The 11,403-nt window shown below is 60.6% G+C and carries 11 protein-coding genes; 4 read left to right on the top strand and 7 right to left on the bottom strand.

Going from position 1 to position 11,403, the window contains the following annotated elements; genetic code table 11:
- The first annotated feature begins 26 nt into the window (after positions 1-26).
- Positions 27-1,280, top strand: a complete 1,254-nt coding sequence (locus tag C7416_RS03005) for an arsenic transporter (protein ID WP_111517040.1) — start codon at positions 27-29, stop codon at positions 1,278-1,280.
- Positions 1,281-1,290: 10 nt separating this feature from the next.
- Here C7416_RS03005 and C7416_RS03000 read toward each other — a convergent pair whose 3' ends face one another.
- On the bottom strand, positions 1,291-1,482 hold the full coding sequence (locus C7416_RS03000; protein ID WP_062803446.1) for a hypothetical protein: 192 nt from the start codon (positions 1,480-1,482) through the stop codon (positions 1,291-1,293).
- A gap of 296 nt (positions 1,483-1,778) precedes the next feature.
- Here C7416_RS03000 and folE point away from each other — a divergent pair, with 296 nt between their 5' ends.
- Complete coding sequence (gene folE / locus C7416_RS02995) at positions 1,779-2,537, top strand: GTP cyclohydrolase I (protein ID WP_111517039.1); 759 nt, start codon at positions 1,779-1,781, stop codon at positions 2,535-2,537.
- Positions 2,538-2,601: 64 nt separating this feature from the next.
- Positions 2,602-3,045, top strand: a complete 444-nt coding sequence (locus C7416_RS02990; RefSeq protein ID WP_018008408.1) for a BLUF domain-containing protein — start codon at positions 2,602-2,604, stop codon at positions 3,043-3,045.
- A 17-nt stretch (positions 3,046-3,062) separates the two neighbouring features.
- Here C7416_RS02990 and C7416_RS02985 read toward each other — a convergent pair whose 3' ends face one another.
- Complete coding sequence (locus tag C7416_RS02985) at positions 3,063-3,317, bottom strand: hypothetical protein (RefSeq protein ID WP_111517484.1); 255 nt, start codon at positions 3,315-3,317, stop codon at positions 3,063-3,065.
- Between the two features lie 144 nt (positions 3,318-3,461).
- On the bottom strand, positions 3,462-3,626 hold the full coding sequence (locus C7416_RS02980) for an FmdB family zinc ribbon protein (RefSeq protein ID WP_018008406.1): 165 nt from the start codon (positions 3,624-3,626) through the stop codon (positions 3,462-3,464).
- Between the two features lie 419 nt (positions 3,627-4,045).
- Between C7416_RS02980 and C7416_RS02975 the strand changes: the two genes are divergently transcribed.
- Positions 4,046-4,705, top strand: a complete 660-nt coding sequence (locus tag C7416_RS02975) for a response regulator (protein ID WP_240988302.1) — start codon at positions 4,046-4,048, stop codon at positions 4,703-4,705.
- Positions 4,706-5,081: 376 nt separating this feature from the next.
- Here the strand turns inward: C7416_RS02975 and C7416_RS28835 are convergent, their stop codons facing one another.
- The 4 genes from C7416_RS28835 to C7416_RS28825 all read right to left on the bottom strand — a co-directional run bounded on the left by C7416_RS28835 (position 5,082) and on the right by C7416_RS28825 (position 11,216).
- Positions 5,082-7,532: a transposase family protein gene (locus C7416_RS28835; RefSeq protein ID WP_146604244.1), complete on the bottom strand. Its 2,451-nt coding sequence runs from the start codon at positions 7,530-7,532 to the stop codon at positions 5,082-5,084.
- A complete protein-coding gene (locus C7416_RS28830; protein WP_146604243.1) occupies positions 7,516-8,334 on the bottom strand; it encodes a hypothetical protein in 819 nt (272 codons plus the stop codon). The genes C7416_RS28835 and C7416_RS28830 overlap by 17 nt, the downstream gene beginning before the upstream one ends.
- A 58-nt stretch (positions 8,335-8,392) precedes the next feature.
- Entirely contained in the window at positions 8,393-9,583 is a 1,191-nt protein-coding gene (locus tag C7416_RS29390) for a TnsD family Tn7-like transposition protein (RefSeq protein ID WP_404851320.1), read from the bottom strand.
- A 361-nt stretch (positions 9,584-9,944) separates the two neighbouring features.
- Entirely contained in the window at positions 9,945-11,216 is a 1,272-nt protein-coding gene (locus C7416_RS28825; protein WP_116328177.1) for a hypothetical protein, read from the bottom strand.
- Between the last annotated feature and the right edge of the window lie 187 nt (positions 11,217-11,403).

Here is an 11,403-nt window from a genome sequence, read left to right as displayed (position 1 = left end):
CTTTCCCGATTTCCGCCCCGTTCCCGATGTCCAGCCACAGCCCGCTGCTGATCTGGTCGGTCGCCGCGCTGACCACCGCTGGCGTCCTGTTCCGCCCCTTCCGCCTGCCCGAAGCCTTCTGGGCTGCCGGCGGCGCCCTGCTGCTGTGCGCCACCGGCCTGATGGCGCTGTCCGAGGCCTTCGCCGCGGTGCTGCGCGGCTACGACGTGTACCTGTTCCTGGCCGGCATGATGCTGATCTCGGAACTGGCCCGCAAGACCGGCCTGTTCGACCACGTTGCCGCGCTCGCCGTGCGCCAGGCGCGCGGCTCGGCGCCGCGGCTGTTTCTGCTGGTGTACGGCTTCGGCACGCTGGTGACGGCATTCATGTCCAACGACGCCACCGCCGTGGTGCTGACGCCCGCGGTGCTGGCCGCGACCCGCGCGGCGCGCGTGCGCCAGCCGCTGCCCTACCTGTACGCCTGCGCCTTTATTGCCAACGCGGCCAGCTTCGTGCTGCCGATCTCCAACCCGGCCAACCTGGTGATCTTCGGCGAGCGCATGCCGCCGCTGGCCGGCTGGCTGGCCAGCTTCGCGCTGCCATCGCTGGCGGCGATCCTGGCCACGCTGGCGGCGCTGTGGTGGACCCAGCGCGCGGCGCTGGCCGAACCCATCGCCGCTGACGTGCCGGTGCCGCCGCTGTCGCGGCAGGCATGGCTGAGCGCGCTCGGCATCGTGCTGACCGGGCTGGTGCTGCTGGTGGCCTCGCTGCGCGGCAACGCGCTGGGCTGGCCCACCTGCGCCGCGGGCGTGGCCACGCTCCTGCTGGTCTGCGCCACCCGGCGCGAACTGCTGTGGCCGACGCTGCGCGAAGTGTCATGGGGCGTGCTGCCGATGGTGGCCGGCCTGTTCGTGCTGGTGGCGGCGCTGGAGCAGACCGCGGTGATACGCCATCTTGCCGACGCGGTCGCGGCGGCCTCGCGCGACGGCGGCGCGCTGGCGCTGCTGGGCGTGGGCGCGGTGGTGGCGCTGGCGGGCAATGTCGTCAACAACCTCCCGGCCGGACTGATCGGGGCGTCGGCGCTGGCGGCGGGGCAGGCCTCGCACGCGGTCAGCGGCGCGGTATTGGTCGGCATCGACCTGGGCCCCAACCTCTCGGTCACCGGCTCGCTCGCCACGCTGCTGTGGCTCACTGCGCTGCGGCGCGAGGGGCATATGGTCAGCGCCGGCCAGTTCCTGCGCGTGGGCGCGGTGGTGATGCCGGCGGCAATGCTGCCGGCACTGGCGCTGCTGCTGCTTTAGGCCGTCGGCCTCAGCCGCTGGCGGGAACCTGCGCCGCGGGGCTGCGCGGCGCCGGCGACAATGGCCGCCGCAGTCCGCCCGCGCCGTGGCGCACGGCACTGGCATGGTGTTCCGCGACACCGGTTTCCACCGGCGTGGCCGGTACCGGCACTGTCACCACATGGAGCAACATCAGGCTGCTGCACGGAAAGGCGATCGGCATGATGAGGTGGATCCCGACAAAGCGTCAGGCCGCGCTTGGCCGCGGCCGGGTGCCGGCAGCCTGCAACGGGCTGCCTGGTGTTGTGCAGACATTATGTGGGCTTGTCGGCGCCGTGCGTGGCAGGCTTGAGCGATGTCACGAACTCTTCATGGAAAGCGCATCGGTTGTGGCGTATCCGACCCACCGCAACGGCCTTTCCCAGCCACCGCGCGGGTTGTGAGGCCACCGCATCTGCCATATAGTGAATCCGGCACACATCCGCTGCGCAGCCATTCACGCCATCACCGCCCCCATCCATGAACAGCAAGGACGCAGCGCACCGCGCCAAGGACAGCAACGCCGGCGACACCGGCGGCGAGAAGGCCGGCCATCCCGCCGCCAGTGTCTCGGCCCGCATCCGTGCGCGGCTGGAGGCCGCGCAGGAGCGCTTCCACGCCAACGACAATATCGCGCGCTATATCGAGCCCGGTGAAATGGAGCAACTGCAGGCCGAAGTCCAGGCCCGGCTGCACGACGTGCTGCGGGCACTGGTGATCGACGTCGACAACGACCATAACACGCAGGAAACCGCGCGCCGCGTGGCCAAGATGTATTTAAAGGAAATCTTTGCCGGCCGCTATGCCAAGCCCCCGCCGGTGACGGAATTCCCCAACGTCGGCCAGCTCAACGAGCTGATGATCGTGGGCCCGCTGCGCGTGCGCAGCGCCTGCTCGCACCACCTGTGCCCGATCATCGGCAAGCTGTGGATCGGGGTGATGCCGAACCAGCATTCCAACCTGATCGGGCTGTCCAAGTACGCGCGGCTGGCCGAATGGATCATGTGCCGCCCGCAGATCCAGGAAGAGGCGGTGGCGCAGGTGGCCGACCTGCTGCAGGAAAAGATGAGCCCCGACGGCCTCGCCATCGTGATGGAGGCCGAGCATTTCTGCATGCACTGGCGCGGCGTGCGCGACACCGACGCCAAGATGACCAACAGCGTGATGCGCGGCTCCTTCCTGAAGGACGACAGCCTGCGCCGAGAATTCCTCACGCTGCTGAACCAAAACCGCGGCTAGCGGCCAGCGCGCCGGCCGCCACACGGAGCGCCACACGCAGCGCCATTACCGGAGCGCCACGACCATGCTAGTCCGCCTGCTCTATGCCAGCCGTGCCCGCCAGGCCATCGATGCCGCCCTGCTCGATGCCATCCTGGCCGCCAGCCTGGAACGCAATCCGCGCCACGGCATCACCGGCGTGCTGTGCCATGGCAACGGCATCTTCCTGCAGGCACTGGAGGGCGACCGGCAGGAGGTCTCGCAGCTGTTCCAGTCGATCGCGCGCGATCCGCGCCATCACGACGTGACCCTGCTGCATTTCGAGGAAACCTGCACGCGCGACTTTGCCGGCTGGGCAATGGGGCAGGTCAATGCGGCGCGGCTCAATACCGCCACCCTGCTCAAGTTCTCCGCGCGCGCCGAGCTCGATCCCTACCGTACCGGCGGCGCGGCCTCGCTGGCGCTGCTCAAGGAGCTGATCGCAGGCGCGTCGGTGGTGTCGCGCACCGGCGAGCGCGGACGGCACTGAGCCGCGCCGCGGCGCCGCTACACCGTGACCGGCCCGTACAGGCCGCATTCGAGGTCGCTCTCGAACTCTTCCATCCATGCCGTGCCGGCGCCGGCTTCATAGACGCTGGTCTTGTCGGTGCCGACGCGGCGCACGCTGACGCGGCGCGCGCCATCGCCGTCGTGCTCGTCGGTAATGTCGAACATCTCCGCCGCCAGCCCGACATGCCTGCACGCGTCCAGGACCTGCTGCTGCTCGTCGGCGGGAAATTCAGTGAACGGTCTCGTTGCCATGGCATCCTCCGTCAAGGTTGAGATCGCCGCTTGCGCGCAGCGCGAACGCGCGTGGCACCGCAGGCGCCACGCATGAAGCGGCACGCGCGCCGGCATCCGGCCGGCGGCGCGTCCGCACCCTGCTGGGATCTTGTTATTCGAGACTCAGCTCTTGCGCTGGGTCACCGCCACGAACGGCGCCGGTGCGTGCTGCACGGACTGGCTGCCGCAATTCGGGCATGGTGGATGGGCAGAGGCATGTTCCGCGAGATGTTCGGTCTTTTCGAACACATGGCCGCACTTCTCGCAGCGGTATTGATAGACGGGCATGGCATTCCCCCACGCGGTGCACACGCCGCGGGGCGCGTGTCAGCTTCATTCTAGGACAGCGGTCCGCGCCGCCAAGCGCCAAAATGCCGCTGCGCCGGCATGCGGTTGGCGCGTGTGGCCAGCGATGTCGTCACCGCGGCACTTTGCCCTGCATTGATCTTCCGCAATGGCTGTATCGCAAGACAAGCACCGGAATCCTGCGCAAACCGAAGTCAGGCCGGCACAGCCTGCCCCTTATCTTCCAGAGATGTCATTGCATTGGCCGGATCCGGTCCCCTGCGCGATCCCGCGGCATCCGCGAACTAGCCGAATTCCGATTCAGCGAGGCGTGGAATCTGGCCAGAATCCGAGTCTTGTGATGACGCCACCGCACGGCGACACCAGCCGCAACCGGTTGCCGTCTCACCCGGAGATTGCCCATGAACGACCAAGTCCTGCGCGTTGCCCTGGCCGACGACCACCCGCTGGTGGTGGCCGCACTGCGCGACTGCCTGCAGCGCAGCGCGCGCGTCCGGATCAGCGCCGAATGCCGCAACGGCACCGAGCTGCTCGGCACGCTGGCGCGGCATCCCGCCGATATCGCCATCACCGATTTCTGCATGGGCCAGGGCGATGCCTCGCTGGACGGCTTCAACCTGCTAAGCCGGCTGGCGCGCCGCCATCCGGCGACGCGGGTGGTGGTGATCAGCGCCCGCTCCAATGCCGCCATCGTCCGCCGCGCGATGAAGCTGGGCGTGCGCGGCTTCGTCAGCAAGGAGGATCCGCTCGAGGAAGTGGTGCGCGCCTGCGCCCACGCCGCGTTCGGCAGGGGCTGCTTCTGCTCGCCCTCGGTGCACGCGGTGCTGCAGCGGGCGGCGCTGCCCGGCACGCCCGCGCGGGAGCCGACCCAGCGCGAGCTCGAGGTCATCCGGCTCTATGCGCAGGGCGCGCAGCTGACCGAGATCGCCGCCAAGCTGGGCCGCTCGGTCAGCACCATTTCCAGCCAGATGTCCCGCCAGAATAGATTTTGTCAAACTCGTTGTTTGAGATCGTCAAAGCAGGCGCAACCGGCTGGAAACCCTTGTCGCGCCTGGCTTTGACAAAACTCTCCCGAGTTGCTCAAAGTACTTGATATCGAGCAGGATGTACGGAACTCCTGCTCAACTGAGCCAGCGAGGTTGCGAGAATAGATTTTGTCAAAACTCGACCGACCTCGGGCGATTTGACCGTTTCAGGCCTCACACTCCCTGTCAATCACGACCGACCCGACAGTGGAGGCTCACTGCGCCCTACCGCACGGCGAGAACTGTCCGACGCCGAACTTGCTGCTAACTCAGCAGGCCGTCGACTCTAAAGCTCCATGAGACTCGAGCCACGCCACAGGCCGAGCAAGAGAGCTTCAGACTGGTAGAGTGGCTCACAACATGGGACTAGTTGCCAAGCCCTGTAGACGCAGTGCTCTCGGGCCACAGTCGATCATTTTAGGACCGACCCCAGCAGCTTTGCCCCAATGGACTTCAGATACGCCCTAAGATCGAATTTCTCCTTGCCGATGCCACGAGAGTTCATGGGCGGCGGCACATAGGCATCCTCCTTCGACGAAGGAGTGGCGAGGCCCCCAACAGCCAGCTGCGTAGTCCCGACCCCAAAGTTCTCAAGCTCGACGCCTTCTTCATCCTCCCCATCGTCGAAGGAACTGGTTATCTCACGTTGCCGCTTCGCTTTCAACACGCGCCTGCGTATGCCCTTGGCTTCCTCTTCACCGCCTTCCTCACCATAGGTACGAATGCTGCGACTGGTGGCCGGCAAGTCGATCCACTGAATTTCATTATTCTCGTTCACTCGCTTCCATTTCGCGACAAGACACGTCGGATCAGATGGAAATACAACGTCTATTCTAAAATCGATGCCCGGATTTTGCGCGGCCCATTTCTCCGCATCCCTTAGAAGGAGGTCAACTCCGTCGTGTCGCCTATCATCGCATCTAGGCCTTGCCCCGTACCAAATTGAACTGTGCCGAATCTTTCCTCCGATAACTTTGTATGACCTACATTTAAGCACGCCAAGAGCGAGCGTCTTGCGGTCAATGGCTTTCGCGCCATCGGCCACTCTCGCCTCCTGCCGCGCTCGGTGGATTTCGGCGGGTGTTGGCGGAACATTAGCCAGGATCATCGATCGGGATAGCGCAAGCTCATCGGTTCGGTTCCTCAGATTCAATTCATTGACGCTACAAGCGACTATTCGGTTGAGTGTCGGCAACTCCATCTCGATACATCCGCAACGGTTCTTCTTCACTGCTCCACCAAACGTCTTCATCGAATTATCAGTTCCGAAGCCTTCTACTTCGGAGCCCCGCTCCCTGGCTACCAAGCGTTTCATCGAAAGATATCCGATCGGAAGTGCAGCGAACCGCTTCTGAAGGTTCGCCTCGAGTTTCGAAGAAATTTCCAGCTTCTTCTTAATTCGATTCTTTAGCAACCCGTTGGCACCTTCAACACTACCTTTGTCGACGGCGGTGTAAGGGCGAGTCGCGGTAACATCCATCACGGCAGATCCGGTCACATACATCGTAGCCATTTTGCTAAATCCAGGCCCCCTGTCAACGACAACCTCGTCAAATGCTCCTGACACGATTCCCTTCATCTTCGACGGATCTAAACCAAGCCACCTGAGGAGTGGCGCTTTGTCACATATCACCCAATAGAGGCACTTTCGATATCCTTCCGACCGCTCCTTACCAAACATTACAAGCCACGCAACGATTGCGCCCGACGATGGACTACAGGCAACAATGATGGTCGCGTAACCCAAGGTGCGTCGAACGCCACCCTCGTTGACTACGACAATCTTTATGCTACGAAATTCGGTCGCATCCATTTGAATGCTTTCGATAATGTCTGCGTAACGATCCAGCTCTGCCCCTCCCGGTATCGGCCAATTCCTTTTGACTCCCCGAAGCTCCGCGTTACATGCGGCTAGCGTCGCTCTGATAGCCGCTTCGTTCTCCTGGACGAACCTTCGGCGGCGGTAGTGAACCATGAACTCCGAAGGCCTGTCATCAATCTCCTGCGGACTAACTGGCCCTACGTAGAACCTCCGCCGGAACTCGCGCCAGAAGAGCGCACGATCACCAAGTCTGTCCATGACCTTTTCGATATCGATGGCCCCGTTTCGCGATGACGGCGTTTCAAACACCATGCTAATGACCAGTTCGCAAACACGAGCGCGCCAGAATTGCCTCATTCCCCTTCGCGTACGCGGCCCTGGCGATTCCAGTTCATTGGAATCTGGCGCGCCGACCCGCACGGACGTTTCGCTCGGTGCTCGCGATATTTCTGCGGGCGTTTGCTCGCCTGACCGTGGAATGAGCGCGGCAAAGTCGCCCCCGCAGCGAATGCAACGAAAGAATTTCCTCTTGAGTTCTTCTTTAGTCACGCCCACGCGGATACTTTCCTGCGCGAACACCGCATCGCGCAATTGATGATCGAGGTAGATGGCGTCAATACCAAACTTGCGGACCAACGGATTGCGTTGCTCCTGGCTTCCTATGATTCCTTCGAGTATTCCCTTGGCCGACTCCCAACGCCTCGCGCTTTCGTCCAATAGGTCCGCCGGCTTGAGGCGGGGGTCAGGCGCCCGCTTCATGACTTTCGCTAAGCGCAGTTCCGCCTCCCATACCCGTTGGGATACCATTTGGGGCGACGAGACGGTATCTTGCACCACCGCAAGACTTTCGCGCATCTTCGTTGATATGAGCTGGCTATCCGGGAGAATCAGCCTCTGCTTCCGTGCGCCCTTCGGCTGCGACAGGTCATACAGCACATAGCCTTCCTGCAGCGGGATTTGTCGATAGAATGAACGTGCCCCTTGCTCGTCCGTCATCTGAACGACGGGGAACGGCGCGTTGGCTTTATCCTGTTGATACATGCGAATTCCTCCGTCGTGAAGACAGCAGTCGAATCGGCAAGTGCGGCGCAACACTGTAGTCGCAATCCACCGGCAGATAACCAAGCACAATGGCAGCATACGTCCATCGATATAGATCATCGAGATCGCATCGGACGCATTGAAACGTTGCGCGAAGATCTGGGCGCGCCTCCATCGCCATAAGCAATCGTTCGAGACGCTTTTTCAACGGCGTCTCAGAGCTTCTCCTCAGGATTGCCGCAATGCCGGCCGCTTGCACTCTCAATAGTTCAATATTGCTCAGCCGCAAGCCAACGTAGAATTTCATGGCATTTTCATACGCGGTAGGGGAAAAGACTGATAGGTCGAGCCTTTCGCACGAAACTCCCAGCTTCGCCAGCTTCTGCACCTTCCAAGGAGCCAACCGCCTGGTGTGGATGGCATGGAGGTGATAGTGACCACGATCCCGCTTCGGCTCAACGGTAATTAGCCGGTCAAGTGTAACGTCTGGCTTGCGCCTGTCACGTGCAGCATCCGTAAGGTAGACCGGCACATAACATCGGACGTCGCACGCGAACGCCAAGGTCTTCAAAGGGAAGTCGAGTTTGCGAAGACCCGCTCCACAATAGACGAACGGCTTGCCTCCCCTCAGATTGGTAGTTTCGCCGTACGTTCCATTGAACGGAGGTGCTGGCGCGAACTCGGCGTGGTTGTAGTTCTTTCCGGTCAAATTTCCGAGAAAGTCCCTAAGCGGCAGTACCAATCTCGGGCCGAGCACGCACGTTTCTGCGAGTGTTCTCAATGAAATATCAATAATCTTCATGGAATTTTTCGGCGTATTCCGACGACATACGTCAGAGAGCTTAGCGTGACAGCTGATGCTAAGCCGACTGATATCTCTTTCTCGCATGAAACTGTGCCTGGGGTTCTACCGAATGAAAAAGTAAGTTCTGAATTTTCGGTTGCATCCGAGCCATCCTCATGGTGTTAAGCGAAATTCCAGTCTCGCGGGAGATCTCAAGCAGGTTGCACCATTGGGCTGGCTGCCTCGCTTTGATGTCCTTCACTGCTCGGCGAATGCGAGCCGCCAATCCGGAAAACTGACCTTTCGAGGTGTGAGCCGCGTTCCGTAGCTTGTGCTTGCTTCTCTTATAGCTGTGCCTATTGAGCCAAGCGTGATCGTTACGCTCTAGCCATCGGACGAGGTGCTCATTATTTCGGACTTGCAGGGCATGGACCGAGAATTTCGGGAACTCGCTGCGCAGGCCGAGCCATGCAGTCCGTGCCTCGTTCCGCACGACCTCGAACTGAGTCCGCGTATAAATCGCTGAAAGCTCATGCCTGACTATGTACTGCTGGACCGTGCTTTTGTGCAGCCGGGTAATCTGGGCCATCTGTTGAATGGTGCACCCGGCCTTAACGAGCGCGGGTAGATCATCACGCACATAACGGCGCCCACCGTCGACTGGCAACTCCCGAGAACGGTAGCTAGCGCGAAAGCGCCAGCCGCTCCATTTTGACTCCTCCAGAAGAGTAAATCGGCTGTTGGATTTTCGAGCAGGTGGACTAAAGCCGAATTCACCTCCGTATTTGACAAAGCAGTCTAGCAGAATGACGTAGACCGGATGTGTGTGCCCAGTCTCATAACGCAACCAGTCCACAATCTTTTTGGCTCTATTTGGGATTTGCGTCAAATTCCGCAATCGAGGATCTCGCACAAATGCATTGCAAAATCCACCGAAATCCGCAGCGAGCGCAACAAGTCTGTACTCAGAAGCCCCCCCTGGGCAGCAGTAGCCGGCTTCCTGGAGAGCAAGCACTAGCCTCTCGGCGACCGCATTGCGTTTGTTTGCTTCAATTGCTAACGCTTGTCCTGTCTGTGCAAAGCACAGATCCTCGCGGCAGGCGACTTCCGGGCAATGCACTGCAGGCGCCGCCCCGGGGACGCGAGGCGTCAGCACGTGACCGCAGGCCCAGCATGCCGAAGTGAACGGGATTTGATGAAAGCAAAGTATCGTTCTAACTCCGAACTCGTCCCAGCCCCTCGGTTCGCACACTGGGCACGTCAGCATCGGTCGCGTATTCTCCACAGTCCAAGCGCGAAACTTTGGTGGCATGTAGAAAACGCTGCCCCCATAAGTTACCCGATCGTATAAGCGCTCCTCATTCTTGCGGGTCATTCCAAGGCTTGCCAAGCCCACGAGTGTGTTCTCCACTTTCATACTGGAAACAATGAACATTCCACCTGAAAGCGTCTCGATTTTGGCCAATGGGACTGTCACTGTGGAGAAGGCTAGCCCCCGGGGGGCTTTGTTCGACTGAAGCTGAGATGAATAGTCCCCTCCGCTCCAGTAAGAGCCGACCAGCATGTCCGCAATGCTGCTTGCCGTTGAAAAGCGAGGAACCTCTACGATGGGCGCTGAAGCGCGTCGATCAGATCTTGGAACCACGGTCGCCTCCGAATCTTTGCACCAACGCTAATGGAAGGCGGTCGCGATTCTGCGAAACTAATGACGTGGGCAGCGTTCCATATTGATGCAGATGATTGATGGCTGCCAACGAGCCCGAGAATTCCTCGAGAATTGTCCGCTTGACGTTAGTTAGTGCGACCGACATTTCCTCGTTCTCAATGTGAATCCGGTGCACTACCAACTGGGCCGCGGCATCCAGCAGTTCTCGGTAACCATAGAGACCGCCCACAATATTTATCCAAGCGGCTGGCGCAGGCCGGTCGGGAGCGACGCATAGCGACATAGTTTCAGCATATGCCCGCGCAAGATCCGCCACTCGGCACAAATTGTAGGCGCCGATTTCCACCGGATCCTGTGGGAAGACCCCTATGAGTTCCTGCCTGCATAATCCAATCGCCGCAGTGGCATAGAGCACAACGCCGATACCCGCTTCGCGAAAAGCAGAGAGGATTTTCCAAAGACTTTTGCCATGATGGTGAGACTCTCGCCACCCGAAAAAGGCGACTACCGCTACGCTAGACCTCAGCAGGACTTTGATTACCTCGGTAATATCGCATTGACCATGCCCCGTCTCCGCTTTTATTCTGCGCTTTTCGTCGAAATTTCCGGCTAGGTCATAGGCATCTAGCACTGCAAACAGAATGTCGTTGTGCTCAACGCCTTTTGACATGCGAACCGGTACTATGGGTAATTGCACATAGTAAATGGGGCGTTCCTTCAGAATCGCTCCTGTTGTGTCGAAGTCGGTCCATGAACGATGGGGAATGGGAGAATTCATGAACCGCAGCAGCGCAAACAGGCCTTTCTCAGCTTGCATGTAGAGCGGCGCACAGATGAGCATGCTGAACCTTATTCCGGGGCGTCCCTGTATCAATTCGGAGCGCATGGAAATTTCGGCCAGCCGATGGCACCAGTCGATGAAGTCTCGTTCCATTGTCGCGGTCACTATGCGCACCCAGGCATAAATGGCATGAAGAATCTCTGCTTCGACCGGCGACGCAACGAAATGACAATAGACACGCTCCGAGATTCGCTCATAGGGCGACAGCTCTCCGTCGATGTCGTGCGACGGCTTGGGCAGCGAAGCTTGGTACAACTTCTCGGCCATGTCCAACGGCGACGCTGGCAATGCCGGAAGCTTTGTCAGAAGCTGGCCGGGTATTGCCGGCGTTGCGGCATCCGGTTTGCGAAGATCCAGCTGACTGCGGAGGACATTCTTCGACTTAGACATCATGCAACTCCCACTGTCCTTTCCCTACGGCAACTCGTTGGCCCATCGTTTGCGCACGACCGGGGCGAGCGAGCTTCCACTGCGTAAGTGCAACTCGCATCTCATGGTCGCGGCCTGCCCGTTCAGCCAATGCGCGAGGGGACTTTTGTGCTTACCCACAACGCCCAAGTCGGCGGACGTCGTGCAAGCT

This window comes from Cupriavidus phytorum, assembly GCF_003254285.1.
Taxonomy (GTDB): Bacteria; Pseudomonadota; Gammaproteobacteria; order Burkholderiales; family Burkholderiaceae; genus Cupriavidus; species Cupriavidus phytorum.
This window is presented reverse-complemented; position numbering and strand designations above follow the sequence as displayed.

Excerpts from the sequence above, each read along its gene's own strand:
- C7416_RS02975 (WP_240988302.1), top strand. The coding sequence starts at position 4,046 with ATGAACGACCAAGTCCTGCGCGTTGCCCTGGCCGACGACCACCCGCTG.
- C7416_RS03000 (WP_062803446.1), bottom strand. The coding sequence starts at position 1,482 with ATGCCGATCGCCTTTCCGTGCAGCAGCCTGATGTTGCTCCATGTGGTG.
- C7416_RS03005 (WP_111517040.1), top strand. The coding sequence starts at position 27 with ATGTCCAGCCACAGCCCGCTGCTGATCTGGTCGGTCGCCGCGCTGACC.
- C7416_RS29390 (WP_404851320.1), bottom strand. The coding sequence starts at position 9,583 with ATGCTGACGTGCCCAGTGTGCGAACCGAGGGGCTGGGACGAGTTCGGA.
- C7416_RS28835 (WP_146604244.1), bottom strand. The coding sequence starts at position 7,532 with ATGTATCAACAGGATAAAGCCAACGCGCCGTTCCCCGTCGTTCAGATG.
- C7416_RS02985 (WP_111517484.1), bottom strand. The coding sequence starts at position 3,317 with ATGGCAACGAGACCGTTCACTGAATTTCCCGCCGACGAGCAGCAGCAG.
- C7416_RS02980 (WP_018008406.1), bottom strand. The coding sequence starts at position 3,626 with ATGCCCGTCTATCAATACCGCTGCGAGAAGTGCGGCCATGTGTTCGAA.
- C7416_RS28825 (WP_116328177.1), bottom strand. The coding sequence starts at position 11,216 with ATGATGTCTAAGTCGAAGAATGTCCTCCGCAGTCAGCTGGATCTTCGC.
- C7416_RS28830 (WP_146604243.1), bottom strand. The coding sequence starts at position 8,334 with ATGAAGATTATTGATATTTCATTGAGAACACTCGCAGAAACGTGCGTG.
- folE (WP_111517039.1), top strand. The coding sequence starts at position 1,779 with ATGAACAGCAAGGACGCAGCGCACCGCGCCAAGGACAGCAACGCCGGC.
- C7416_RS02990 (WP_018008408.1), top strand. The coding sequence starts at position 2,602 with ATGCTAGTCCGCCTGCTCTATGCCAGCCGTGCCCGCCAGGCCATCGAT.